Genomic DNA, 25,069 nt, shown 5'->3' on the forward strand with positions numbered 1-25,069 from the left:
GCCTGTTGCCAAAGGAAAACGATAATGGACCTTTCAAGCCTGCTGCTTTTCATCCCCGCCTGTTTCGCCCTGAATATGGCGCCGGGGCCGAACAACCTGCTGTCGCTGCACAATGCCAGCCGTTACGGCCTGCGTACGGCCTGCGTGGCCGGTGGCGGGCGCATCGTCGCCTTCAGCGGCATGATCGCCCTGGCGGCGATGGGCCTGGCAGTGGTGCTGCACACCAGCGAATACCTGTTCCTGGCCATCAAATTGGCGGGGGCGGCGTACCTGTTCTATATCGCCTGGCAACTGTGGCGGGCACCGGTGGGCGAGGCCGCGGTTGCAGGTGATCAGCCGCACGGCACCTGGCGTCTGGTACGCCAGGAGTTCTGGATGGCTGCTGGTAATCCGAAGGCTATCCTGATCTTCACCGCGTTCCTGCCGCAGTTCGTTTCGGTCGGCAGTACCACTCCGGTGAGCGAGCAGTTCCTCTGGCTGGGTGCGTTGTTCCTGTTGCTGGAATGGGCCGCCATCGCCATCTACGCCGGCCTGGGGGCGTACATGCAGCGTTGGTTCAGCCAGCCCGGCCCACGCCGGCTGTTCAACCGGGTCAGCGCCTCATTGCTGGGCTGCGCCGGCCTCGGGCTGCTGGCTGCGCGGCGCTAGAACTGCCAGCGCAGGCCCAGGTTCACGCCGCTGGCTTCCTGCTGGCGGCTGTCCAGGTTGGCGGTGTACTGCACGCCGCCATGCAGGCTCAGCGCTTCGTTGACCTGCGCTACCACGCCGCTTTCAAGTTGCACCGAGGTATAGCGGTAATCGGTCTTGATCTTGTCGACGCCATCGAAGGTCAAGGTATCGCGGCCCTCGTCGCCGTGCCACAGGTTGACTTGCGCATAGGGTTGCAACAGGCGGTCGCTGCTGCCTTTGAAGGCCCCCTCGAGCCGAACCCCCAGTCGGCCGGTCAGCTCGACCTGGGCGTCGTGGCTGATGTGGGAGACGCTATCGCTGGCGCTGTCGAGCGAGACTTTTTGCGCGATCACCTGAGCCTGCGGCTCCAGTACCCAGCGTTCGGACAGGGCGATGGGATAGCCGGACTCCAGTGAAGCGGTCCAGGCGTGGCCGTCGATGTTCAGCTTGTCACCACGGTCCGAACGCGCCCGGCCATCCAGGTTGGTGTACTGCAGCACGGCGTCGAGGTAGCCGCCTTGCGGTCCGACCAGCGTCCAGTAGGCGCCGACGCTGTCGCCATCAAGCTCCAGGTCACCGACGCTGCGGTTCTCCACGGCGAGGGCGAAGCCTTTGACGTCGGCGTCCAGACGGCTATGGCTGACGTAGATACCGATGTGCTGGCGATAACCGCTGTCGCCAACCTTGGCATACAGGTCCTGGCCCACCTTGAAGCCGTACAGGTCGCCATCCAGGCTCGGGCTGACCGTGCCGCTCCATTGCTGACGTAACGCGCCGCCATAGGCCTGGCCCCAACTGGCGGGCACGGCGCCGTCACCCTGCAGCAGCTGCTGGTCGCCCTGACGCTGGTGGAACGTGCCCAAGGCCTGGCGGGCGATGATCGCGGCGCCCCTCGGCGCAGTGGCGTACAGCGGGACTTCAGGCCGGTACAGCGGCAGGCTCTCGCCTTGGATCGGGGCAGGCAGCTCGACCTGGCCGGGCGCCGGGGCCGCGACAGGCGGGGTAGCGGCGGGTGCGATGACCACTGGCTCGCCCGGTTGCGTTGGCTGTGTCGGCTCGCCCGGTTCCGGCGCAGGGGCCGGAGCGGGTGGCGCAACCAGGGTGGAGCGCAGGTACCAGCTGTTTTCACTGCCTGCAGTCACGCCGCCCTTGAACAACCGGTAGTCGTAGGCGCCGGCTGAAAGGGTCTGGGTCTGGACAAATGCGGTGGCCGTGCTGACCGCGCCGTCACGCGCTTCAACGACTTGAATACCGTTTTGCGCCGTCGCCGCGCCAGCGCCGTTGAGGTTGTTGATGAGCAGCTGGGTAGAGCCGCCAATCGCACCACGGCTGACCACCAGGCGATCGGAGGCGGCGCCGTCGCCGGCCAGCATGCTGTTCAGTCGCAGGGTGCCGTTGTTGCCGGTGTAGTTGCCCTGGATGGTCAGGCGGCCCTGAGCGTCGTTGCCACGGCTCAGGTCTATGGTGCCGGCGTTTACCACGGACGCCTTGTTGCCATTCTGGATGCTGACGATGCTGCCGTGGCGACTTGTCAGTGTGCTGGTCGCGTCGACTTGCAGGGTACCGGTGCCCGTGGCTGCGGCTATCGGTTTCTGATCGGAGCCCAGGTCACCCAGGGCCAAGCTGTCGTTCAGGGTCAACTGGCTGCCCTGGTTCAGGTTGATGGACTCCCAGTTGACATACAAGGCACCCTGACCGACCTTGGCTTGCTGAAACGTCAGGGTATCCGTGCCCGTACCACCGTCCAACAGCACTGTTGAACTGCTCAAGTCGAGTGTGCTGACGGTGGCCGTGTCATTGTCGGCGCCCATGTCGACTTTCTTGCCGATCTTTCCGCTCGTCCAGTTGAAGTTATCGTCGCCCTGGCCGGCACGTATCTCGCCTTTGAGATTGACGCCTTCGACATTGATCTTGTCTTTGCCGCTGCTGGTACTGAGATCTCTCCCGATGGTGCCGCCAGCCAGGATGTAAGTATCGTTGCCAAGGCCGCTGACCACGTTGCCAACAACGATGGTTTCCACACCAAGGTTTTCGGACATTTCAAGGAAGTTATCAGCCATCTTGAGGTCGATGCTGCCAATGCTGCCACCCTTGAATCGGGCCGTATCGCCATCTTCGAAGGCACCCTTGATGGTCCCCTTGGTCATGAGGAAATCGTCCATGGCACCGCCTTGATTGAGCGACCCTAGTTCGCCACCAGACATGTTGAACGTGTCCTGCCCCTCGCCTTGTTGCAACGATGTGACCTTGCCGCCGGTGATGATGAACTGATCTGCAGCTGGCGTCTGAACGATGGCGCCCAGGTCCTCGCCTGCTGCAACGGTCAGGGATTGGGCATGAGACAGCAAAGGCAAAGTCAGCAGAGGGAGTGCGGCAGGCAAAAGCAGGCGAGGGCAGCGCATAGGCAGGTCTCCATTAGAGGGGCCACTGCCTGAGTTGTATGTTTTGTACGGTAGGGGGACAACTGGCAAAAATGTCAGGTGGCCCGGGGCTATCAGTCGCGGTAGAACGTCTGCACCAGGTGATAGCCGAACTTGCTCTTGATCGGCCCGTGCACCACGCGCAGGGGCTTCTTGAAGATCACCTGGTCGATGGCGCCGACCATCTGCCCGGGGCGGATTTCACCCAGGTCGCCGCCACGCTTGCCCGAAGGGCAGGTGGAGAACTTTTTTGCGAGCACGTCGAAAGCCTCGCCATTGGCGATGCGCTGCTTGAGCTTTTCGGCTTCGTCAGCGGTCTTGACCAGGATGTGGCGGGCTTGGGCTTTCATGGGGTACCTGTGCTTCGGGGGCGAAAAAGGTCGGCATTATGCCTGATCGAGTCGAGTGGAGGCCATTGTGGGAGCGGCCTTGCGTCGCGAAAGGGCCGCAAAGCGGCCCCAGAAATCTATGCTTCGCTGCTGAAATCCCGGGGCTGCTTTGCAGCCCTTTCGCGACGCAAGGCCGCTCACACAATGACGGTGAATACCTTCATTACGGGGTGCGCAACTCCTCGCGATCCCGGAACTGCTCCAGCGCCTCGGGGTTGGCCAGGGCGTCGGTGTTCTTCACCGGCAAGCCATGCACCACATTGCGAATCGCCAACTCCACCAGCTTGCCGCTGATGGTACGCGGGATGTCATCGACCTGGGCGATCACCGCCGGTACATGGCGGGGCGTGGTGAACTGGCGGATCACCTGGCGGATGTGCTGGCGCAGGGCCTCATCCAGCTGCAGGCCGTCCCGCAGGCGAACGAACAGCACCACCCGCACATCGCCTTGCCAGTCCTGGCCGATGGCCACGCTTTCCAGCACCTGCTCGACCTTTTCCACCTGGCGGTAGATCTCCGCCGTGCCAATGCGCACGCCACCGGGGTTGAGCACGGCATCGGAGCGGCCATGAATCACCAGCCCGCCGTCGGCACGCTGTTCGGCGTAGTCGCCCTGGGCCCACACCCCCGGGAACTGGCTGAAGTAGGCGTCGTGATAGCGGCTGCCGTCCGTGTCCTTCCAGAACCCCAGCGGCATGGACGGGAAGTTGCGCGTGCACACCAGCTCGCCTTTTTCGCCCAGCACCGGCTGGCCATGCTCGTTCCACACCTCCACCGCCATGCCCAGGCCCTTGCACTGGATCTCGCCACGGCGCACTGGAAGGGTCGGGTTGCCCAGCACGAAGCAAGAGACGATATCGGTGCCGCCGGACATCGACGCCAGGCACAGGTCGGCCTTGATCTTGCGGTACACGTAGTCGTAGCTGTGTGGCGACAGTGGCGAGCCGGTGGACAGTAGCAGGCGCAAGCGCGCCAGGCGGTGGCTTGCCGCAGGTTCCAGGCCCGCCTGCTCCAGTGCCGCCAGGTACTTGGCGCTGGTACCGAAGGCCTGGATATCCTCGGCGTCGATCAGGTCCAGCAGCCGCTCGGGGCCGGGATGGAAGGGCGAGCCGTCATACAGCACCAGCGTGGCGCCCACCGCCAGGCCGCTGACCAGCCAGTTCCACATCATCCAGCCGCAGGTGGTGTAGTAGAACAGTACGTCATCGGCTTTCAGGTCATTGTGCAGGCCATGTTCCTTCAGGTGCTGCAACAACACGCCGCCGGCGCGGTGGACGATGCACTTGGGTACGCCGGTGGTGCCGCTGGAATACAGGATGTACAGCGGGTGATCGAAGGGCAGCGGGGTGAAGCGGGGCTCGCCGCCGGGCTGATAGAACTCGTCCCACAGGCTGACATTGGCGGCCTGGAATTCGTCGACACGCGTTCCGCTGCGGGTGTGGGGCACCACGATCAGCTGTTCCAGCCCGGGCAGCTGCGCGCACACCTGGTTGACCTTGTCCACCTGGTCGATGGCTTTGCCTGCGTACTGGTACCCGGCGCAGGCGATCAGCAGCTTGGGCTCGATCTGGCCGAAGCGGTCGATGATGCCGTGTACGCCAAACTCTGGCGAGGAGCTGGACCACACCGCACCGAGGCTGGTGCAGGCAAGCATGGCGACCAGTGTCTGCCAGGTATTGGGCATGATGGCGGCTACGCGGTCGCCGGGGCCGATGCCGGCGGCCTTCAAGGCTGTTTGCAGGCCGGCCACCTGGGCGGCCAGCTGGGCATGGGTGAACAGCTGACGCTGGCCGTCTTCGCGCACGGCGACCAGGGCCGGGCGGTCGTCACGGCGGCGCAGCAGGTGTTCGGCAAAGTTGAGGGTGGCGTTGGCGAACCACTGGGCATCGGGCATCTGCGGCCCTTCGCTGAGCACCTGGCTTGGCGGGTTATGCCAGTGAACGTGGAAGTAGTCGGCAACGGTTTGCCAGAAGGCAGGGCGCTGCTCGATGCTCCAGCGGTGCAGCGCGTGGTAGTCGTCGAGTTGCAGGTTGTAACGCAGGTTGACCCGGCGGCGGAAGGCATCCATCCGGCTGGCCTCGATCTGCGCCGTGGAGGGGCGCCAGAGCACATCGTTCATGCCGAACCTCCAGATGATCATTTGGATTCGAGGGCGCCTTCGCGGGCTCGCCCGCTCCCACAGGTACAGCGTAGATGTCCAGCCTGGTGATAGCCTGCGGGAGCGGGCGTGCCCGCGAAGAAGCCCCCAGCAGGGGCTTGCGCGTTACTCTACTTTAGCCTTTTGCACGTCCTGCGACGCGGTCCAGACGCGGTAGCGCACTTCGACGTCCTTGGGCACATACACCACCACCGGCAGCTTGCTGTTGTAGCGCAGCATGAAGCCTTCACCGACCACTGGCACGAAGGCCTCGGTCTTCTTGCCATCGGGGCAGGCCATCAGTGTGCTGGCCGGGCCGCTGACCTTGTCCAGGCGGTAGTAGCTGTAGCCCCAGCCTTCCAGGGTACGTTCCTCCAGGCTGCCGCCCAGGCGCTGACGATTGCAGTCAACCTTCAGGGTCTTGCCGGCGAGGATTTCCAGTTGGTAGGTCGACTCATCAGCCTGGGCCGGGAGGTGGATGACCTGCCGGGTAAAGCCTTTTTCCGCCTCGGGGTAGGGCGCGACGTCCTTCAGGCTGGCTGCCATCGCGGGTGCGGCGGCAGCCAGGGTCAGGGCCAGAATCGCGGTCATCGGGGTTGGGCGCATAGGGCCTCCTTGCAGATAAACGAATGCAAGACCGCCGCCAGGCCCAGGCCGCTCGTCACTGGGCCAACCAGCCACCATCGACGTTCCAGGCGGCACCGCGAACCTGGCTACCGGCCTCGCTGCACAGGAATAGTACCAGCTCACCCAGGTGCTCGGGGGTGACGAAGGCCAGCGACGGTTGTTTTTCTGCCAGCAGATCGTGCTGCGCTTGCAGCGGATCGCCACCGTTGGCAGCACGATCGTCGATCTGCTTCTGCACCAGCGGGGTCAACACCCAGCCAGGGCAGATGGCATTGCAGGTGACGTTGCTGGTGGCGGTTTCCAGGCCCACTACCTTGGTCAGGCCGACCACGCCGTGCTTGGCCGCCACATAGGCCGCCTTGCCGGTAGAGCCGACCAGGCCGTGCACGGAAGCGATGTTGATGATGCGCCCCCAATTGCGCGTGCGCATGCCGGGCAGGGCCAGTCGCGTAGCGTGGAACACGGCCGACAGGTTGAGGGCGATGATCTTGTCCCAGCTTTCCAGCGGGAACTGTTCCACTGGCGCCACGTGCTGGATACCGGCGTTGTTGACCAGGATGTCGACGTCGCCGAACTCGCGCGCGGCCACGGCGAACAGCGCTTCGATCTGGGCCACGTCCGAGAGGTCGGCCGGGTGATGGGCTACCTTCACCCCGTGCCGGGCGATCTCCGCCAGCGCCGGTGCAGGGTCGCCGAAGCCGTTGAGCACGATGTTGGCGCCTGCGCGAGCCAGTACCTGGGCAATGCCCAGGCCGATGCCGCTGGTGGAACCGGTGACGAGTGCGGTCTTGCCTTCGAGGGTCATGCAAAGCTCCTTAGACGATGCCGGTGGCGTAGAACGTGGCGATGACCACGAACACCGCCAGGGTCTTGATCAGGGTAATACCGAAAATGTCCTTGTAGGCCTCGCGGTGGGTCAGCCCGGTCACGGCCAGCAGGGTGATGACCGCACCGTTGTGCGGCAGGGTGTCCATGCCACCGCTGGCCATGGCGGCCACGCGGTGCAGTACTTCGAGCGGGATGTTGGCGGCATTGGCGGCGGCGATGAAGGTGTCGCCCATGGCCGCCAGGGCGATGCTCATGCCGCCCGAGGCAGAGCCGGTGATGCCGGCCAGCAAGGTCACGGTAATCGCTTCGTTGACCAGTGGGTTGGGGATGCCGCGCAGGGCGTCGGCCAATACCAGGAAGCCCGGCAGCGAGGCGATCACCGCGCCAAAGCCGTATTCCGAGGCGGTGTTCATGGCCGCCAGCAAGGCACCGCCCACGGCGCTTTTGGTGCCTTCGGCCAGGCGGGTGCGGATGGCGCCGAAGGCACACACCAGCACCATCAGGATGCCCACCAGCAACGCTGCCTGCACCGCCCAGATGGCCGTGAGCTTGGCCACATCGCTTTGCACCGGTGCGCTCATGCCGGGCAGTTGCAGGCTGTGACTTGGGCCGTACCACTGCGGGATCCAGTGGGTGAACAGCAGGTTCATCACCCCCACCAGCAGCAGCGGTGACAGGGCCAGCCAAGGGTTGGGCAGCGCCAGGTCGGCAGCGGTCTCCGGTTCGTTGCGCAAATCGCTGCCATAGCCTTCACCGGCGCGCTGGGCCTTGTTGCGCTGGCGCTGCAGGTAGGCCATGCCGGCGCAGAACACGAACAGTGTGCCGATCAGGCCCAGCCATGGCGCGGCCCAGGCGGTGGTGTTGAAGAAGGTGCTGGGGATGATGTTCTGGATCTGCGGGGTGCCGGGCAGGGCATCCATGGTGAACGAGAACGCGCCCAGGGCGATGGTTGCCGGAATCAGGCGTTTGGGGATATTGCTCTGGCGGAACATCTCGGCGGCGAACGGGTACACCGCGAACACCACCACGAGCAGCGAAACGCCGCCGTAGGTGAGCAGCGCGCAGACCAGCACGATCACCAGCATCGCCTGGCGGGTGCCGAGCACGCGGATGGCGGCGGCGACGATCGAGCGCGAGAAACCGGACAGCTCGATCAGCTTGCCGAACACGGCGCCCAGCAGGAACACCGGGAAGTAGAGCTTGATGAAGCCGACCATTTTCTCCATGAATACCCCGGTGAATGCGGGGGCCACGGCGGACGGGTCGGTGAGCAGTACCGCACCGAGGGCGGCGATGGGGGCGAAGAGGATTACGCTGTAGCCGCGGTAGGCAGCCAGCATCAGCAGGGCCAGAGCGGCGAGGGCGATGAGCACGGTCATCGGGGTGGGTCTCCTGGGTGAGTCTTGTTTTTATCGGTGAGCAGGAGATAGCGGGAATCGTGCCAGTTTTTAACTCACTGATTTATATAGGTATTTTGTTTTCTTCTGAATTTTTGTCTCTGTCTTGAGATTTTGGGGCCGCTTTGCGGCCCCTCGCGACACAAGGCCGCTCCTACATGTGCACCGCGATCTCCTGCAGGAGCGGCCTTGTGTCGCGATCGAGGGCAAAGCCCTCGCGACAGTCTCGAAATGGAAACAAAAGTCTCCACTCAGAGACCGAGCGCTACCATCTTCTTATACAGCGTTGACCGCCCCAGTCCTAACGCCGACGCAGCTTCCGGCACATTTCCCCCATGTTCGGCCAGTGCCCCAACAATCAGCTCGCGCTCAAATGCCTCACAGGCCTCACGGTAAGTCTGCCGCATAGGTTCACCCGCCACCGGGCTCAACGGCCCCAATGCCGCCCGAAGATCCGCCACCCCCAGCCGCGGCTGATCCGCCAGCAGCGTGGCCCGCTCTAGCACATTGCGCAGCTCGCGAATGTTTCCCGGCCATGCATGCCGCGCCAGTAGCTGCTGCGCTTCGGCCTCCAGCTCATACTGGCTGCCCAGTTCGCCCAGGATGGCCTCGCACAGCGCCTGCAGGTCCTCCAGCCGTTGCCGCAGTGGTGGCACCTCGATCGGCAGCACATTCAGCCGGTAATACAGGTCGGCGCGGAATGCCCCTCGGGCGATGGCGGCCTGCAGGTCGATGGAAGTGGCGGCAATGATGCGCACATCACTGCGCAGCATCTGGTTCGAGCCTACCGGCTCGTATTCCTTTTCCTGCAACACCCGCAGCAGCTTGCTCTGCAGGGCCAGCGGCATGTCGCCGATCTCGTCGAGGAACAGCGTGCCGCCTTCGGCCAGTTGCAGCTTGCCGGTGCGGCCCTTGCGGTCGGCGCCGGTAAAGGCGCCGGGGGCGGTGCCGAAGAATTCGGCTTCCAGCAGTGTTTCGGGGATCGCCGCACTGTTGATGCTGACAAACGCCTTGTGCGCCCGCGCCGACGCCGCATGGATGGCATGGGCCAGCAGTTCCTTGCCGGTGCCGGTTTCGCCCAGCAGCAACACCGGCGAATCACTGCTCGCGCCACGCCGGGCGCGGCGCTTGGCCTCCAGGCTGGCGGCGCTGCTGCCGACGAACTGGGCGAAGCTGTACTTGGCCTGGCGAGCGCGCAACTGCGAGCGGGTCGAGGCCAGTTCCTGCTGCATGCTGGAGTAGCGTTTGAGCAGCGGCGACAGGCTGCGCAATTCATCGAACAGGGCAAAGCCGATGGCACCGATCAGCGCGCCCTGGTCGTCGTGGATGGGCAGGCGCATCACTACCAGCGGCTCGTTAGGGGTATCGAGCATGTCCAGCAGGATTGGCCGGCCATTGTTCACTACTTCGCGCATCAGGCTGCCCGGGATCACCGCCTCGCATGGCTGGCCGATGGCACTGGCGGCGTCGGCCAGGCCAAAGCGCCGGGCGTAGCGCTCGTTCATCCAGACGATGCGCGCCTGGCGGTCGACGATTACCGTGCCCTCGCTGGACTGCTCGATGATCTCGAACAGCGAGCGGATCGCCAGTTGCCGTACCTGGGGGTAGTCCTTGAGGCTGTCGCTGTCGTGCATGGGTAGAAATCCTGAAATCTGTAAAAGCAGGGCCGGCCTCTTCGCGGGTAAACCCGCTCCCACAGGTACCCCACAGCCTCAGGATTTGTGGTGACCCTGTGGGAGCGGGTTTACCCGCGAAGAGGCCAGACCTGAAAACCTATCCCCTGGGGTCGAACGCCTCGCGCAAGGCATCCCCGATAAACACCAGCAGCGACAGGATCACCGCCAGCACAAAGAACGCGGTAAAGCCCAGCCACGGCGCCTCCAGGTGCTGTTTGCCCTGGGTCACCAGCTCTCCCAGCGAAGCACTCCCGGCCGGCATGCCGAAACCGAGAAAATCCAGCGCAGTCAGGGTGGTGATCGCCCCGGTCAGCATGAATGGCACATAGGTCAGGGTCGCATTCATGGCATTGGGCAGGATGTGCCGCAGCATTACCTGGCTGTCTGGCAACCCCAACGCTCGGGCGGCCTTGACGTACTCCAGGTTGCGACCGCGCAGGAACTCTGCGCGCACCACGTCGACCAGCGTCAGCCAGGAGAACAGCGCCATGATCCCCAGCAGCCACCAGAAGTCCGGCTCGACGAACCCGCTGAGGATGATCAGCAGGTACAGCACCGGCAACCCCGACCACACCTCAAGCAGGCGCTGGCCGACCAGGTCGACCCAACCACCGTGGTAGCCCTGCAGGGCCCCGGCCGCCACCCCGATCAGCACGCTGACCACGGTCAGGGCGAAGGCGAACAGCAAGGATACCCGCGTGCCATATAGCACCCGGGCCAGCACGTCGCGGCCCTGGTCGTCGGTACCCAGCCAGTTGCTCGCGCTCGGCGGGCTGGGGGTGGGCACCTGCAGGTCGTAGTTGGGGGTATCGGCGCTGAACGGGATGGGGGCGAACAGCATCCAGCCACCTTGCTGTTCGATCAACTGGCGTACATACGCGCTGCGGTAGTCTGGCTGGAACGGCAGCTGGCCGCCGAACTGCTGCTCGGTGTAACGCTTGAGCGCCGGCACGTACAGGTCGCCCTTGTAGCCCAGCAGCAGCGGTTTGTCGTTGGCCACCAGCTCGGCGCACAGGCTCAGCAGCAAAAGGGCGGTGAACAGCCACAGCGAAACCCAGCCCAGGCGGTTACGGCGAAAGCGTTGCAGGCGGCGACGCGAGATCGGCGAAAGCATCAGTGTGCCCTCGCGTCGAAGTCGATACGCGGGTCGAGCAGGGTGTACGACAGGTCACCGATCAGGCGGATCAGCAGGCCCGCCAGGGTGAAGATGAACAGCGTGCCGAACACCACTGGGTAATCCCGCGACACGGCCGCCTCGTAACTCATGCGGCCAAGGCCATCGAGCGAGAAGATCACCTCGATCAGCAACGAGCCGGCGAAGAACACCGTGATCAATGCCTGCGGCAACCCGGCTACCACCAGCAGCATGGCATTGCGCAGCACGTGGCCATACAGCACCCGGCGTTCGCTCAGGCCCTTGGCGCGGGCGGTAACCACGTATTGCCGGGAAATCTCGTCGAGGAAGGCGTTCTTGGTCAGCAGCGTCAGGGTGGCGAAGCCGCCGATCACCAGGGCACCGACCGGCAGCACCAGGTGCCAGAAGTAGTCGGCGACCTTGCCCAGCAGGCTGAGCTCGTCGAAGTTGTCCGAGACCAGGCCGCGCACCGGGAACCAGCTGAGCGAGGTGCCGCCGGCGAACAGCACGATCAGCAACAGGGCGAACAGGAACGAGGGCAGGGCATAGCCGACCACGATCAGTGCACTGCTCCAGGCATCGAAGCGGCTGCCATGGCGCACCGCCTTGCGGATGCCCAGCGGGATCGACACCAGGTAGGTGATCAGCGTGGCCCAGAAGCCCAGCGACAGGGTTACCGGCAACTTGTCGAGGATCAGGTCGGTGACCTTGGCGCCGCGGAAGAAGCTGTTGCCGAAGTCCAGCCGGGCGTACTGGCCCAGCATCAGCCACAGGCGCTCGGGGGCGGACTTGTCGAAGCCGTACTGGCGCTTGATCTCCTCGATCAGTTTCGGGTCCAGGCCACGGGTGGCACGTGACTCGCCGTGCACCACCTCGGCCCGGGCACCGGGAGCGCCACCGCCGATACCTTGCAGGCGTGCCACCGCCTGCTCCACCGGGCCTCCCGGTGCGGCCTGGACGATCAGGAAGTTGACCAACAGGATCGCCAGCAGGGTCGGGACGATCAGCAGCAGGCGGCGCAGTATGTAAGTGGTCATGGCGAGGATTTCCGGCGTTCGGCCATTTGCGCGTTGGTCAGCGCGGCAGGGCTGACTTCCCACCAGGTGTCCAGGCCTTCGTCATAGGCAGCCTGGACCTTGGGCAGGCCGAAGCGGTTCCACCAGACAGTGGAGCTGCCCGGTGGGTAGTAGTTGGGGATCCAGTAGTAGTTCCATTGCAGCACCCGGTCCAGGGCATGGGCGTGGTACAGCATGTCGGCCTGGGTGTCGGCGCGCACCAGGCCGTCGATCAGGCGGTCCACGGCAGGGTCCTGCAGCACCATCAGGTTGTTCGACCCAGGGTCGTGGGCCGCCGCCGAACCGAAATAGTTGTACAGCTCGGCGCCAGGCGACAGGGTGACCGGGTAGCCGGTGACGATCATGTCGTAGTCACGTGCCATCAGGCGGTTGACGTACTGGGCCGAATCGACGTTGCGGATGTCCAGGGTCACGCCAATCTGGGCCAGGTTGCGCTTCCACGGCAGCAGCAGGCGCTCCATGCCTGCCTGGCCGTTGAGGAAGGTGAACGCCAGCGGCGTGCCCTGGCTGTTCACCAGGCGGTCGCCTTCGGGGCGCCAGCCGGCTTGTTCGAGCAGCGCCAGTGCCTGCAGCTGCTGCTTGCGGATGATCCCCGAACCATCGGTGACCGGGGCGGTGAACACGGTGTTGAAGACTTCGTCCGGCACCTTGCCGCGCAACGGTTCGAGCAGTTTCAACTCGCCGGCATCCGGCAGTTGGCGGGCGGCCAGCGGGGTATTGGAGAACACGCTCTGCTGGCGAATGTACATGTTGCGCATCATCTGCCGGTTGCTCCACTCGTAGTCCCACAGCATGCCCAGCGCCTGGCGCACGCGACGGTCATTGAACTGCGGCCGGTCGAGGTTGAACACGAAGCCTTGGGCCACCTGCGGTTTGGCCGGGCCCAGGTGGGCGCGCTGCAGGCGGCCGTCGTCCAGTTGCGCGCCGTTGTAGCCCAGGGTGTAGGCGGTGGCGGAGAATTCGCGGTTGTAGTCGTAGCCGCCGCCTTTGAGCACCTGCCGCGCCACTTCGGTATCACCGAAGTACTCGATGCGCAGCTTGTCGAAATTGTAGCGGCCACGGCTGACCGGCAGATCGCGCGCCCACCAGTTGGCGTCGCGCTGGAAGGTGATGCTGCGGCCGTTGTCGATGCTCCCGATACGGTACGGCCCGCTGCCGACCGGCTTGTCGAAGCCGGCGCCGTTGGCAAAATCGCGCTGCTGCCAGTCGTGTTCGGGCAGAACCGGCAGGCTGGCGAGGTCCAGTGGCAGGGTGCGGCCGTGGTCAGGCTTGAAGTCGAAGCGCACGCTGTGTGGGCTTTCCACCACGACGGCGGCAACATCGGCGAACTGGGTGCGATACCTCAGGCTGCCCTTGCTCATCAGCAGCTCGAAGGTAAAGCGTACGTCCTCGGCGCGCACCGGCTTGCCGTCGGCGAAGGTGGCACGCGGGTCGATCTCGAAGCGCAGCCAGGCATCCTCCGGGCCGCGCTCCATGCGCCGGGCGATCAGGCCGTAGACGGTGTAGGGTTCATCGAACGAGCGCACGGCCAGTGGCGCGTACAGCAGGCCATCGACCTCGCTGACACCGATGCCTTTGTCGATGTACGGCAGGATATGGTCGAACTGGCCAATCTCGATGGCCGAGCGGCGCAGGATGCCGCCTTTGGGGGCGTCGGGGTTGACGTAGTCGAAATGCTGGAAGCTGGCGCTGTAACGGGGGGCTTCGCCGTAGACGGTGAGGGCGTGGGTGGGTGCAGCCTGGCTATTGAAGGAAAAACAAAGCAGAAAAAGGTAACACAGGGCCTGTGGGAGCGGGTTCACCCGCGAATGCGTCCGTTCACGCAACGTCGTTGCCTGATCTGGCGATTTCGCGGGTGAACCCGCTCCCACAGGGGACATGAGCAGCTACTGGCTACTTAGTCCTGGCGGCTGGTCACTTCCAGCAGGTGGTAGCCGAACTGGGTCTTGACCGGGCCTTGCACGGTATTGACCGGGGCGCTGAACACCACGGTGTCGAACTCCTTGACCATCTGGCCCGGGCCGAACGAGCCCAGGTCACCGCCCTGGCGGCTGGACGGGCAGGTGGAGTTGGCTTTGGCGATTTCAGCGAAGTCGGCGCCTGCTTCGATCTGGGCTTTCAGTTCGTTGCATTTCTCTTCGCTGCTGACCAGGATGTGGCGGGCGGTTGCACGGGCCATGGGTACTGCTCCTTGGGGTAAAAAAGGCAAGCCTAGCGCACTTGTCCAGGGTATGTCTCGCCAGGCTTGCGTCCCGCTACCTAGAGTTTTTGTGCCGCCTCGCGCAACAGGGTTTCGGTCGAGGCCCAACCCAGGCAACCGTCGGTGATCGACACGCCGTATTTCAGCGCGCCCTTGCCCAGCGCCTGGCAGCCGTCGAACAGGTGCCCTTCGATCATCACGCCGACGATCGAGCGGTCGCCGGCCAGGCGCTGCTCCAGCACATCGTTGAAAACGGCCGGCTGACGCGCCGGGTCCTTGCCGCTGTTGGCATGGCTGCAATCGACCATGATCCGCGCCTGCAACCCGGCCTTGGCCAGCGCCTGGCGGGCCATGGCGATGCTGTTGGCGTCGAAGTTCGGGCCCTTGTGGCCGCCGCGCAGCACCAGGTGGGTGTCCGGGTTGCCCAAGGTCTCGATGATGGCCGGGTAGCCCTGCGCATCCATGCCGAAGTGGCGGTGCGAGTGGACGGCACTGCGCATGGCGTCGCTGGCGATGGCGATGCCGCCGTCGGTGCCGTTCTTGAAGCCGACCGGCAGCTCCAGGCCACTGACCATTTCGCGGTGGATCTGCGACTCGGTGGTGCGCGCGCCAATCGCGGCCCAGGTCAGAAGGTCATCGAAGTAGCCGGCGACCATTGGCTGCAGCAGTTCGGTGGCAACCGGCAGGCCGCGTTCGATCATGTTCAGCATCAGCCCGCGGGACAGGGCGATGCCGGCGTGCATGTCGTCGCTGCCATCGAGGTGCGGGTCGTAGGCCAGGCCCTTCCAGCCGACCGTGGTGCGGGGTTTTTCGACGTAGGCGCGCATCACCAGCAGCAGCTTGTCGTCGACTTCGCGGCTGAGGGTGGCCAGGCGGTCGGCGTATTCCAGGGCCGAGCGCGGGTCGTGGATCGAGCACGGGCCAACGATCACCAGCAGGCGCTGGTCGCGGCCTTCGAGGATGTCGCGGATGGCCTGGCGGTGGGCATGGACTTGCTGGGTAAGTTCGCTGGACAGCGGCATTTGCTGCTTGAGCAGGTGCGGGCTGGGCAGGCGCTGGCTGACGGTGGTGTTGGCTGCTTGCGGCTGGGTCAGGGCGAGGCTGGAAGCGTGCATGGCATTTTTTCCCTGGGCGGACGGCGGGTTCTGGCCCGCGTCGTCGGCCCTATCGAGGTGTTCGACAAATCGTTGAATTCGTATTGGCTGCTGCATTGCCACCTGTGGAAGACCGAACGGAGGCGGCAGGCTGGCCCGAACGGGATTGGCTAAATCGCCAGGCGTAGGTGTTTGCGTAGTAATAAGTGGCGTAGTTCATGAATCTGTCCTCAATGTGAATCGGTGTTGTTCAAAGGCCTGAAAAGCAAAACCCCCGGTCGGGGAGCCGACCGGGGGTTTGAGTATTCTCATGTTCGGCGGCCCCTCGAAGGTGGGCGCCGTGTGGGTATCGGCGCCTAGTGGCTAAACCAATACCCAAAGTAATAGCTGGCAGGTGCCACGCAGCCGGCAACGGCCAGCACAGGGCGCAGGGTGCGACCGGTGTGGTTGGCGTGGTTGCGGGTGTGTTTCGGCATGTTGCTCTCCAGTGAATGAGCCCGAGCTTACTTCAGTTCGACTGGGCCATTCAATGGATAAATGCTATGGGGGTGTTTAATTGTTCCGGTACGGCCAGGCTCAGTGGCCATAGCGCCCGACCAGGCTCTGCGCCCCCAGCGCGTGGCCTTGCAGCAGTTGCAGCAAGCCGCTGCGATCCAGGCCTTCGGGCAGGGTACCCAATGGCAGGTCGGTGGCGATCAGCGTCAGCGCGTAGTGGTGCGGGTTGTCGCCGGCGGGTGGACAGGGGCCGCGGTAGCTGAGCGTACCCCGCGAGTTGCGCCCCACGGTCACGCCTTGCCCGGTCAGCCCGGCGACGCCTTCCTTCAGCCCATCCTGGGCCGGGTCGATGTTGTAGGCGATCCAGTGGACCACGCCAATACCCTTGCCGCCGTCCGGATCGAACATGATCAGTGCCAGCGACTGAGTGCCTGCGGGGAGGTTGTCCCAGCTCAGTTGCGGGGTGCGCTCTTCGCCAGCACCACAGGCCGGGTCCGGGCCAACCTGCTGCAAGGCGATCACGCCGCCATCGGTGAACGACGATGAGCTGATCGACAGCGCGCCCTGGCTGCCAGCGACGGCCAAGGCGCTGCAAGGCAGCAGGGCGGCGAGCAGCCAGGGTTTGAGGTTCATGGTGAATCCTTGGCAGGGCGTTCCGGCGCAGTGTAGCCCAGGCCGGCCTCAATGGCTGTCCTGGTCCTCGGCGGTGCCACCGGTGTGCCCGGCGCCGGAGCCGGTTGCTTCGCCGGTGCTGTTCGAGCCACCAGCGGCGCCGTCGGCGGCATCGCTGTTGCTGCCGGTGTCGCTGCTGTCATTGGTTTTGCTGCTGCCTGGGCTGTTTACGCTGCTGTCTTCACCGGCGGTCTTGCCACCGTGCTGGTCGGTTTGCGGGCGGCTGTCGGTGGCTGTGTCGGTGGCGGCGAAGCTGGTGCCAGTGACGCTGGCCAGGGCAAGGGCAAGGCAGAGTGAGAGTGGGCGAATGCGGATCATGGAACGTCTCCTTTGCGGATGATCTGTCATTCGTTGGGCTGGGGGCGGGGAGTGGGGTGCCGTCTGGGCGACGGATGGTCATTGTTGCGGGCTGCTGTGCAGCCCGCTCGATTGCAAGGGGGCCGCGCAGGCCCCGAGGAAGGCGATCAGCGGCAGTTGCCCGCCTTGCGATAACCCGCTGCCTGCGCCTCACCCTCTGTGGCGAAGGTGACCTGGTTCTTCGCGGTAACCTGGGTATAGCCCGGGCAACCAACGGAAAGGTGATAGACATGGCTGTTGCGGTTGCCAAGCACCGCGCCCACCGACCCGGCACTGGCCAGGCTCGGCTTGGATTCGGGCTTGGCGGCCTTTTCTGGCACCGCCTGCACTACGCCACTGCCGACCGGCTTGTAGTTGGCGGTCCATTTGCGTTCCCCGGTCACGAAGGGGTTGGCATGCCCCATGATCGCGGCAATGCGCCGGTCACGCTCTTTCTCCCAGGCCGACACCGGGTGCTGTTTGTCCCAGGCCATCAGCAACTGCTGCTGTTGGCGCGACATGCTCAGCTTGTAACGGTCGTACATGTAGAAGGTGGTGCGGGCGACCAGGCCTTTCACTTCGTCGCGTGGTTCGGCAGCACGCTGCACGAAGTCCACCTTGGTGGTGCACTGCCCGTATTGCCCTGCATTGCCAGCAACCATGCCGTAGTTGAAATTGCTGCGATCACCGTTTACCTCGCCCACTGCCGGGTACAGGTTGAACAGGTCGGCCTCCATGGCGCGGAACACCGGGTCGTCATCCACGCAATGCTCGCGGCCGCCATTCTTCCAGCACTGGCGCTGGTTGCCGAAGGTGTAGGCCGGCACGATGTGTTCCCATTCGGTGCGTTCGGCGCGGTTCTGCTGCTTGCGGGTCTGGTAGCCGCACGAGGCGGCATCGATACGCCCGCCAGACTTGCCCACCCAGGCCCATTTGCAACCGCAGTACAGGTCGCCCATGGCACTGCTGGCCTGGTCCATGTACACCTTCTGCTTGGCCACCAACTTGGCCTCGGTGAAGGTTGCCGGCGGGCTGGCCAGGGCAGGGAGGGTGAAGGAAAACAGTAAGGATACGGCGTAAAGCAGTGATTTCATGGGAAAAACATATTTCAGGTTGGGGCATGCATTGTAATCATTTCCTTGGGGCTGGCCAGCTCACTGATCCACACTAGTGGGCGGCGCGGGTCGTCGCTGCCCATGAAAATTTCAGGCATTGTGCGGTCTCTGTGGGAGCTGGCTTGCCGGCGATGGGCTGCATGGCAGCCCCCTTCACGCTATCTGTCAGGCCTCAACCTTAGTGCCCACCCTTCATCCGCCGTGCCACCAGGTAGATCCCCAGCCCGACCAGCGCCGTAGCCGCGCCGATGTACCCGGTGCTGGTCCAGCCCATACCTGCGGTAATCGCCATGCCACCCAGCCACGGCCCCAGCGCATTGGCCAGGTTGAACGCCGCATGGTTGGACGCCGCCGCCAGGCTTGGCGCTTCATGGGCAATGTCCATCAGGCGGATCTGCAACGGCGCCGCCAGGGCAATCATGGTGCCGACCAGGCCAATGCCCAGCAGCAGGCTCCACAGCGCCTGGGCGGCAAAGCTGAAGAACAGCAGCACGGCAATCGACCACACCAGCACCAGCCCGACGGCGCGGAACTGCAGGCGGTCGAACAGCTTGCCACCGGCGATGTTGCCGACGATGCCGCCGACGCCGAATGCCGCCAGGCCGAATGGAATCCACTGCGGCGACACCTGGGTCACCTGCAACATGGTCGGCGCCAGGTAGCTGAACACACAGAACATGCCGGCAAAGCCGATCGAGGCGATGCCCAGCGCCATCCACACTTGCGGCAGGGTGAAGGCTTGCAGTTCCTTGCGCGGGTCGCTGCGCACTTCATCGTGGCGCTGGGGCACGAAGCGCCAGACCAGGGCGATGGTGCACAGGGCGATCGCGCCGACCAGCACGAACGCCGAGCGCCAGCCGAAGTACTGGCCCAGCAAGGTGGCAACCGGGTTGCCGAGCAACATGGCCACGGTCAGCCCCATCATCACCCGGGCCACGGCCCCCGCCCGCTGGTCCTTGGCCACCATGTTCGACGCCACCACCGCCGCGATGCCGAAGTAGGCGCCATGGGGCAGGCCGCTGATGAAGCGGAAGGCGACCAGGCCACCGAACGAGGGGGCGAAGGCGGTAGCCAGGTTGCCTATGGCATACAGCGCCATCAACAGCAGCAGCATGTGCTTGCGCAACAGCTTGGCACCGATGATCGCCAGTGTCGGGGCGCCAACCATCACCCCCAGCGCATAGGCGCTGATGGCATGGCCCACCTGGGGCTCGCTCAATTGCAGATTGCTGGCGATATCGGGCATCAGGCCCATGATGGCGAACTCGCCGGTGCCAATGGCAAAGCTGCCCAGCGCCATGGCGGCTTCCATCTTCGCGACGGTACTTTTGCTAGGGAGAGGGGGTAATTCCTGAACTGACATCTGGATCCTTGTTGAAACATGCTGAAACGTTCAAGGCGGGATCATAGTCAATCCGTGCTGGTGACGTCGAGGAAGCTGGCCAGCTTCCTGAACCTGCGGCATAAGCAGCACCTGTGGGAGCGGGCAGGCCCGCGAAGAATCCAGCGCGGAGGATGGCACCGGCTGCGCCGGTGTTCGCGGGCACGCCCGCTCCCACAGCAGATCTGCGTAATGACTGTGGCAGCGGAGCAGGGTGGAGTCAGCGCTCCAGGTAATGAGTCTGCGCGGCAAAATCGATGAAGCGCTTGCTGGCCAGCGACAGATATTCCCCCGAGCGCCAGCACAAGCGGAAGCTCATCTGCTGCGCTGGCTGGAACGGTACGCCGACGATGCCCGGTGTGCGCTGTTGCACCGAGCGCAGCAGGGTCGCCACGCCCATGTTGTCCAGCGCGGCCTGTACCACCAGCGATACGAAGTTGCTTTGCAGCGCTACCCGGTAGGTGATGCCATGTTCGGCAAAGAACGCATCCAGCAGGTGGCGCTGGACGAAGGTGCGATCGAATACCACCATGTCGGTATTGCGCAGGTCCTCGGCCGTGAGGAAGGCCTTGCCGGCATAGGGATGGTCAGGGTGCATACACGCCAGCATCTCGTCGCTGCCCAGCAGGATCGATTCCTTGTCGGGTGGCACGCGCCGGGACTCGAGCAACGCCAGGTCGATTTCCCGTTGTTCCAGGCGATGGCCGATGTCCTCGGCACTGCCTTCGAACACGGTCATGCCAATACCCGGGTACAGCTGGCGGAAGGCGTTCATCAGGCCGGGCACATAGTGCAGGCCGAACATCGGCGGGATACCCAGGCGCACTTCGCCGCGCTTCAGGTCGGCCATGTCGCGCAGTTCTTGCCGGGCCACATCCATTTCGCGCAGGGCCGAAGCGATACGTGGCAGGAAGCGTTCGCCCTCGGCCGTCAGTATCACTTTGCGAGTGGTGCGGTTGAACAGGGTGACGCCCAGTTCTTCCTCCAGGCGGGTAACGGCCATGCTAAGTGCCGGCTGGGCGATATGCAGATGCTGCGCGGCTTTGGTGAAGCTGCCTTGGCGCACGATCTCGACGCAGCAGCGCAATGCCTTGAGGTTCATTGAGGGGGTTTACCGTTCATAACAAACTGTGATGCCAAGCATCATAACAATATATTTATTATTATTAACCAGAGGGCCTACGATGCGCGCCACTGAGACATCCTGCAACATCTCAGTCACGCAGCTTAATAAATCTGCAATCCCACAAAGATTTTGAGGTAGTACCCCAAATGGCCAAGGCCGCCGATGTCGTTGTGCAATGCCTGGAAAACGAAGGTGTCGAGTATGTGTTCGGCATTCCTGGTGAGGAAAACCTCGACCTGCTCGAATCCCTGCGCAAGTCGAAGATCAAGCTGGTACTTACCCGTCACGAGCAGTCCGCAGGTTTCATGGCTGCCACCTATGGTCGCCTGACCGGCAAGACCGGCGTCAGCCTGTCGACCCTCGGCCCTGGCGCCACCAACCTGGTCACCGCCAGCGCCTACGCCTACCTGGGCGGCATGCCGATGATGATGATCACCGGCCAGAAGCCGATCAAGAAGTCCAAGCAGGGCCGTTTCCAGATCATCGACGTGTGCGGCATGATGGACCCCATCACCAAGTACACCCACCAGTTCGCCTCCGCCGACAACATCCCTTCGCGCATGCGCGAAGCCTTCCGCCTGGCTGAAGAAGAAAAGCCGGGTGCCGTGCACCTGGAGCTGCCGGAAGACATCGCCGCCGAGCAGACCGACGCGCTGCCGATCCCGCCAAGCCTGCACCGCCGCCCGTTGGCCGAGCACGTGGCGATCGACGCAGCCGTACAAAAGCTGCTGAACGCCCGTAACCCGATCCTGGTGATCGGCGCCGGTGCCAACCGCAAGATGACCGCCAAGGTCCTCAAGCAGCTGATCGACAAGACTGGCATCCCGTTCATCACCACCCAGATGGGTAAAGGTGTGGTCGACGAGCGCCACCCGCGCTTCCTGGGCAACGCCGCACTGTCGTCGGGTGACTTCGTGCACCGCGCCGTCGAAGCCGCCGACCTGATCGTCAACATCGGCCACGACGTGATCGAGAAGCCGCCGTTCTTCATGGTCCGTGGCGGCACCGAGGTCATCCACATCAACTTCCGCTCCGCCGAAGTCGATGCCGTGTACTTCCCGCAGGTTGAAGTGATCGGCGACATCGCCAACGCCGTATGGCAGATCAGCGAAGCGCTGAACGACACTTCGCACTGGGACTTCACCCGCCTGATGGCGATCCGTGAAGCCAACGAAGCACAGATCGCCGAAGGTGCTGACGACAACCGCTTCCCGGTCTACCCGCAGCGCATGGTCGCCGACATCCGTCGCGTGCTGCCGTCCGAAGGTATCGTTGCCCTGGACAACGGCATCTACAAGATCTGGTTCGCTCGTAACTACAAGGCGCACAAGCCGAACACCGTGCTGTTGGACAACGCCCTGGCAACCATGGGCGCCGGCCTGCCATCGGCCATGGCCGCGCACCTGGTGCACCCGGACCGCCCGGTGATCTCGGTTTGCGGCGACGGCGGCTTCATGATGAACAGCCAGGAGCTGGAAACTGCGGTACGCCTGGGCATGCACATCACCGTGGTGATCCTGCGTGACGACGGCTACGGCATGATCCGCTGGAAGCAGGCGAACATGGGCTTCACCGATTTCGGCCTGGACTACGGCAACCCGGACTTCGTCAAGTACGCCGAAGCCTACGGTGCCAACGGCCACCGCGTGGAAAGCGCCGAAGGCCTGCTGCCGCTGCTGGAGCACTGCATCAAGACCCCGGGCGTGCACGTGATCGACTGCCCGGTCGATTACAGCGAGAACGACCGCATCCTCAATAGCGAGCTGCGTGAGCGCGCGCTGGCGGTGTAAGGCCTGACAGGATCGGCGCCACCTCAAGGCTGGCGCCGATCCGACCTGCCTCAGAATCCGCAACCGCAAACACCGGCGCCGCCGGTGCCATCCAGAGCATCGCTCAAAGCGCCGTATCGACCTGAGTGGACAGCTCAGGCTTCCTCGAAGTGCATCTCCGGGGGCTTGCGCTTGAAACCACGGGTAATCACCGTCAGGTAGAGCACGCCGAGGCAGAGCCAGCCTGCCCCCAGGTAGATCGCCAGGTGATCAAGACTTGCCATCAGCCACAACGTGGATGCAAAGCCCACCAAGGGGAACGCGAGATACATCAGTAGCGCGTTCGCACCACGCTGCTGCATGGCGACCCAGTAGTGGAAGATCACCGCCAGGTTGACCAGGCTGAACGCGAGAAATGCACCGAAGTTGATGAACGAGGTGGAGGTCGTCACGTCCATGCGCAAGGCAAGCAGGGCGACCACCCCGCACAGGATGATGCTGGGCACCGGCGTGCTGAAGCGTTCGCTCAACCTTCCGAAGAATGACCTGGGCAGCACTCCGTCACGCCCCATCGCATACAGCAGCCGGGAGGCGCTGGCTTGCGCCGACAGGCCAGAAGTGAACTGGCCGACGATCAGCCCCAGCAGGAAGATGCTGACGAAGATGTCGCCACCGATGTTCTGGGCGATTTCATAAGCCGCCGCGTCGGCGTTGGCAAAGTCGGTGGACGGGTGAGCGAGCTGAACGAAGTAGCTGCAGGCGATGAACAGCCCGCCACCGATCAGGGTGATCAGCAGGATGGCTTTCGGGATGTTCTTGCGTGGTTCCTTGGTTTCTTCGGTCAGGGTACTGACCGCGTCGAAGCCCAGGAATGAATAGCAGGCAATCGCCGCACCGCTCATGATCAGCGGCAACTGGGTGCCTTCCTTGTAGAACGGCTCGAGTGTCCACAGTGGTACCGTGGGGTCGCCCCAGACATAGTGCACCGCCAGTGCAACGAACGCCGCCAGCACCAGCAGCTGAATGAACATCAACAGGCCATTGACGGTCTTGGCCAGCCGCAGGCCGATTACATTGATCGTTGTTGTGATGCCGATGAATGCCAACACCCAAATGGCTTGTGGCACGCCCGGGAACGCCGAGTGCAGATAGGCCGCGCCAATGAGCCAGATCGCCATGGGCAGGAACAGGTAGTCGAGCAACACCGCCCAACCGGTGATGAAGCCCAGCTGTGGGCTGATCGATTTGCGCACGTAGGTATAGGCGGACCCGGCGACCGGGAAGGCGCGCGCCATGTGGCCGTAGCTCAAGGCTGTAAAGAGCATGGCGATGGCTGCAGCGAGGTAGGCTGCAGGTACCCTCCCTCCCGTGGTCTCGGCCAGGATACCGAATGTGCCCAGGACGATGATGGGGGTCATGTAGGCGATGCCGAAAAGCACCACCGAGCCCAGCGAAAGCGTTCGCTTGAGTGTGGCCATTACTGCTTGCTCCAGCTTGTGATTGTTATTCAGAGTCGAACACGCTGCCGTCCCTGGCGGCCTTGCATTCCAGTAATAGAGCCTGGAAGGGTGGAATTTTCAGGAGGGGATGATCAGTTCGCGAAGACCGTTGGCGTGCTCGACCTGTTCACCCGGCAGCTGGATGCGGCGCTGGGCGATGTAGGTGTAATCGCGCCGTGACTGCTGCAGTTGGTCCATGGCCAGCTCGACGGTTATCCGGCACTCGCCACGGCCGGCTTCGCACAGCAACTGGCCGTACGGGTCGACGACGGCACTGCCGCCGGCGAAGACCAGGCCGCCATCACCATCACCCACGCGGTTGACCATGACCGCAAAGGCCTGGTTTTCCATGGCGCGTGCGGTGATGGCGGTTCTGTGGGTGGGCCCGTACGGGTCCATGTTGCCGTTGGTGATGATGATCAGTTCTGCGCCCAGCTGCCCCAGGGCACGGGCGGTTTCCGGGAATTCGATGTCAAAGCAGATCAGCAGGCCGACACGGATGCCTTTGAACAGGGCTGTCGCAAAACGGTCGCCTGGGGTGAAAACCCCGCAGTCCGATGCCCAAAGGTGGGTTTTGCGATAGGTGAGCGCTACGCCTTCAGGCGTGACCAGCACGGTGGTGTTGTAGAAACGGCCGTCGTCTGCGGCTTCGGCCATCCCGACGACTACGGCAACATTCTGCGCTTGTGCGGCCTGTTGGACTGCCGTGATGCTCGGGCCATCCAGTGGCTCGGCGATGCGGCCGATGTTTTCTTCGGTTGGGAAGCCCATCAGCTGGGTTTCCGGGAAGACCAGCAGATCGGTATCGGCGCCGCAGTTGCCGATCGCTTCGATGGTGCGCTGCAGGTTGTACGCGGTATCGCCATCGCGACCGGCCAGTTGGACAAGCTCTACCTTCATTTCCAATCCTCGACTAACAGCTTCGACCGCCATGCCCTGGCGGCATGGGGTGTAAAAAACGATCCCGGTACAGGTTCGCTCAGCGTAAGCTAGCCCGGATTATGGGGTGGTCATCATGGCGGGGGGTA

The 25,069-nt window shown here is 63.9% G+C and carries 21 protein-coding genes; 2 read left to right on the top strand and 19 right to left on the bottom strand.

Features of this window, described 5'->3' with window-relative positions; translation table 11 throughout:
- Positions 1 to 24 precede the first annotated feature (24 nt).
- Positions 25 to 648 (top strand): LysE family translocator, encoded by a 624-nt coding sequence (locus tag NY023_RS13745; RefSeq protein ID WP_013972550.1) that lies wholly within the window; start codon positions 25 to 27, stop codon positions 646 to 648.
- Here the strand turns inward: NY023_RS13745 and NY023_RS13750 are convergent.
- From NY023_RS13750 to NY023_RS13830, 17 genes are all read right to left on the bottom strand, one after another.
- Positions 645 to 3,071 (bottom strand): autotransporter outer membrane beta-barrel domain-containing protein, encoded by a 2,427-nt coding sequence (locus tag NY023_RS13750; RefSeq protein ID WP_013972551.1) that lies wholly within the window; start codon positions 3,069 to 3,071, stop codon positions 645 to 647. The genes NY023_RS13745 and NY023_RS13750 overlap by 4 nt on opposite strands.
- Positions 3,072 to 3,163: 92 nt before the next feature.
- Positions 3,164 to 3,439, bottom strand: a complete 276-nt coding sequence (locus NY023_RS13755) for a peptidylprolyl isomerase (RefSeq protein WP_013972552.1) — start codon at positions 3,437 to 3,439, stop codon at positions 3,164 to 3,166.
- Positions 3,440 to 3,641: 202 nt separating this feature from the next.
- Complete coding sequence (locus NY023_RS13760) at positions 3,642 to 5,597, bottom strand: acetoacetate--CoA ligase (RefSeq protein ID WP_031324340.1); 1,956 nt, start codon at positions 5,595 to 5,597, stop codon at positions 3,642 to 3,644.
- A gap of 144 nt (positions 5,598 to 5,741) precedes the next feature.
- Entirely contained in the window at positions 5,742 to 6,221 is a 480-nt protein-coding gene (gene eco, locus NY023_RS13765) for a serine protease inhibitor ecotin (RefSeq protein ID WP_044047035.1), read from the bottom strand.
- 55 nt (positions 6,222 to 6,276) lie between these two features.
- Positions 6,277 to 7,047 (bottom strand): 3-hydroxybutyrate dehydrogenase, encoded by a 771-nt coding sequence (hbdH, locus tag NY023_RS13770; protein WP_013972555.1) that lies wholly within the window; start codon positions 7,045 to 7,047, stop codon positions 6,277 to 6,279.
- Between the two features lie 10 nt (positions 7,048 to 7,057).
- On the bottom strand, positions 7,058 to 8,449 hold the full coding sequence (locus tag NY023_RS13775; protein WP_013972556.1) for a GntP family permease: 1,392 nt from the start codon (positions 8,447 to 8,449) through the stop codon (positions 7,058 to 7,060).
- Between the two features lie 269 nt (positions 8,450 to 8,718).
- Complete coding sequence (locus NY023_RS13780; RefSeq protein ID WP_044047036.1) at positions 8,719 to 10,101, bottom strand: sigma-54 interaction domain-containing protein; 1,383 nt, start codon at positions 10,099 to 10,101, stop codon at positions 8,719 to 8,721.
- Positions 10,102 to 10,240: 139 nt separating this feature from the next.
- Positions 10,241 to 11,257: an ABC transporter permease gene (locus NY023_RS13785; RefSeq protein WP_013972558.1), complete on the bottom strand. Its 1,017-nt coding sequence runs from the start codon at positions 11,255 to 11,257 to the stop codon at positions 10,241 to 10,243.
- On the bottom strand, positions 11,257 to 12,315 hold the full coding sequence (locus tag NY023_RS13790; RefSeq protein ID WP_013972559.1) for a microcin C ABC transporter permease YejB: 1,059 nt from the start codon (positions 12,313 to 12,315) through the stop codon (positions 11,257 to 11,259). Before NY023_RS13790 ends, NY023_RS13785 begins: the two co-directional genes overlap by 1 nt.
- Positions 12,312 to 14,240 (bottom strand): extracellular solute-binding protein, encoded by a 1,929-nt coding sequence (locus tag NY023_RS13795; protein ID WP_044047037.1) that lies wholly within the window; start codon positions 14,238 to 14,240, stop codon positions 12,312 to 12,314. Before NY023_RS13795 ends, NY023_RS13790 begins: the two co-directional genes overlap by 4 nt.
- 11 nt (positions 14,241 to 14,251) lie before the next feature.
- Positions 14,252 to 14,533, bottom strand: coding sequence for a peptidylprolyl isomerase (locus tag NY023_RS13800; RefSeq protein ID WP_003258780.1), 282 nt, complete (start codon positions 14,531 to 14,533; stop codon positions 14,252 to 14,254).
- 80 nt (positions 14,534 to 14,613) lie between these two features.
- A complete protein-coding gene (locus NY023_RS13805; protein WP_013972561.1) occupies positions 14,614 to 15,669 on the bottom strand; it encodes a 3-deoxy-7-phosphoheptulonate synthase in 1,056 nt (351 codons plus the stop codon).
- Positions 15,670 to 16,224: 555 nt separating this feature from the next.
- Entirely contained in the window at positions 16,225 to 16,776 is a 552-nt protein-coding gene (locus tag NY023_RS13810; protein ID WP_013972562.1) for a YbhB/YbcL family Raf kinase inhibitor-like protein, read from the bottom strand.
- A 48-nt stretch (positions 16,777 to 16,824) separates the two neighbouring features.
- Positions 16,825 to 17,133, bottom strand: coding sequence for a hypothetical protein (locus NY023_RS13815; RefSeq protein ID WP_013972563.1), 309 nt, complete (start codon positions 17,131 to 17,133; stop codon positions 16,825 to 16,827).
- Between the two features lie 146 nt (positions 17,134 to 17,279).
- A complete protein-coding gene (locus NY023_RS13820; protein WP_013972564.1) occupies positions 17,280 to 18,245 on the bottom strand; it encodes an endonuclease in 966 nt (321 codons plus the stop codon).
- A gap of 199 nt (positions 18,246 to 18,444) precedes the next feature.
- Entirely contained in the window at positions 18,445 to 19,629 is a 1,185-nt protein-coding gene (locus NY023_RS13825; protein ID WP_044047038.1) for an MFS transporter, read from the bottom strand.
- 238 nt (positions 19,630 to 19,867) lie between these two features.
- Positions 19,868 to 20,749, bottom strand: coding sequence for a LysR family transcriptional regulator (locus NY023_RS13830; protein ID WP_013972566.1), 882 nt, complete (start codon positions 20,747 to 20,749; stop codon positions 19,868 to 19,870).
- 170 nt (positions 20,750 to 20,919) lie between these two features.
- Between NY023_RS13830 and NY023_RS13835 the strand changes: the two genes are divergently transcribed.
- The gene (locus NY023_RS13835; protein WP_013972567.1) at positions 20,920 to 22,563 is read left to right on the top strand and encodes an acetolactate synthase large subunit; all 1,644 of its coding nucleotides are present in this window, start codon (positions 20,920 to 20,922) and stop codon (positions 22,561 to 22,563) included.
- A 134-nt stretch (positions 22,564 to 22,697) separates the two neighbouring features.
- On the opposite strand, the gene NY023_RS13840 is transcribed toward NY023_RS13835, so the two are convergent.
- Both NY023_RS13840 and NY023_RS13845 read right to left on the bottom strand, forming a co-directional pair.
- Complete coding sequence (locus NY023_RS13840; RefSeq protein ID WP_013972568.1) at positions 22,698 to 24,020, bottom strand: APC family permease; 1,323 nt, start codon at positions 24,018 to 24,020, stop codon at positions 22,698 to 22,700.
- 99 nt (positions 24,021 to 24,119) lie between these two features.
- Entirely contained in the window at positions 24,120 to 24,941 is an 822-nt protein-coding gene (locus tag NY023_RS13845; protein WP_024087107.1) for a carbon-nitrogen hydrolase family protein, read from the bottom strand.
- Positions 24,942 to 25,069 lie beyond the last annotated feature (128 nt).

It is taken from the genome of Pseudomonas sp. NBB, from assembly GCF_032701105.1.
Lineage (GTDB): Bacteria > Pseudomonadota > Gammaproteobacteria > Pseudomonadales > Pseudomonadaceae > Aquipseudomonas > Aquipseudomonas asiatica.

Bases quoted from the DNA above. Each gene is read 5' to 3' on its own strand.
- NY023_RS13830 (WP_013972566.1), bottom strand. From the start codon at position 20,749: ATGAACCTCAAGGCATTGCGCTGCTGCGTCGAGATCGTGCGCCAAGGC.
- NY023_RS13755 (WP_013972552.1), bottom strand. From the start codon at position 3,439: ATGAAAGCCCAAGCCCGCCACATCCTGGTCAAGACCGCTGACGAAGCC.
- NY023_RS13840 (WP_013972568.1), bottom strand. From the start codon at position 24,020: ATGGCCACACTCAAGCGAACGCTTTCGCTGGGCTCGGTGGTGCTTTTC.
- NY023_RS13775 (WP_013972556.1), bottom strand. From the start codon at position 8,449: ATGACCGTGCTCATCGCCCTCGCCGCTCTGGCCCTGCTGATGCTGGCT.
- NY023_RS13780 (WP_044047036.1), bottom strand. From the start codon at position 10,101: ATGCACGACAGCGACAGCCTCAAGGACTACCCCCAGGTACGGCAACTG.
- NY023_RS13815 (WP_013972563.1), bottom strand. From the start codon at position 17,133: ATGATCCGCATTCGCCCACTCTCACTCTGCCTTGCCCTTGCCCTGGCC.
- NY023_RS13825 (WP_044047038.1), bottom strand. From the start codon at position 19,629: ATGTCAGTTCAGGAATTACCCCCTCTCCCTAGCAAAAGTACCGTCGCG.
- NY023_RS13820 (WP_013972564.1), bottom strand. From the start codon at position 18,245: ATGAAATCACTGCTTTACGCCGTATCCTTACTGTTTTCCTTCACCCTC.
- eco (WP_044047035.1), bottom strand. From the start codon at position 6,221: ATGCGCCCAACCCCGATGACCGCGATTCTGGCCCTGACCCTGGCTGCC.
- NY023_RS13750 (WP_013972551.1), bottom strand. From the start codon at position 3,071: ATGCGCTGCCCTCGCCTGCTTTTGCCTGCCGCACTCCCTCTGCTGACT.
- hbdH (WP_013972555.1), bottom strand. From the start codon at position 7,047: ATGACCCTCGAAGGCAAGACCGCACTCGTCACCGGTTCCACCAGCGGC.
- NY023_RS13810 (WP_013972562.1), bottom strand. From the start codon at position 16,776: ATGAACCTCAAACCCTGGCTGCTCGCCGCCCTGCTGCCTTGCAGCGCC.
- NY023_RS13760 (WP_031324340.1), bottom strand. From the start codon at position 5,597: ATGAACGATGTGCTCTGGCGCCCCTCCACGGCGCAGATCGAGGCCAGC.
- NY023_RS13845 (WP_024087107.1), bottom strand. From the start codon at position 24,941: ATGAAGGTAGAGCTTGTCCAACTGGCCGGTCGCGATGGCGATACCGCG.
- NY023_RS13785 (WP_013972558.1), bottom strand. From the start codon at position 11,257: ATGCTTTCGCCGATCTCGCGTCGCCGCCTGCAACGCTTTCGCCGTAAC.
- NY023_RS13745 (WP_013972550.1), top strand. From the start codon at position 25: ATGGACCTTTCAAGCCTGCTGCTTTTCATCCCCGCCTGTTTCGCCCTG.
- NY023_RS13805 (WP_013972561.1), bottom strand. From the start codon at position 15,669: ATGCACGCTTCCAGCCTCGCCCTGACCCAGCCGCAAGCAGCCAACACC.
- NY023_RS13790 (WP_013972559.1), bottom strand. From the start codon at position 12,315: ATGACCACTTACATACTGCGCCGCCTGCTGCTGATCGTCCCGACCCTG.
- NY023_RS13800 (WP_003258780.1), bottom strand. From the start codon at position 14,533: ATGGCCCGTGCAACCGCCCGCCACATCCTGGTCAGCAGCGAAGAGAAA.
- NY023_RS13835 (WP_013972567.1), top strand. From the start codon at position 20,920: ATGGCCAAGGCCGCCGATGTCGTTGTGCAATGCCTGGAAAACGAAGGT.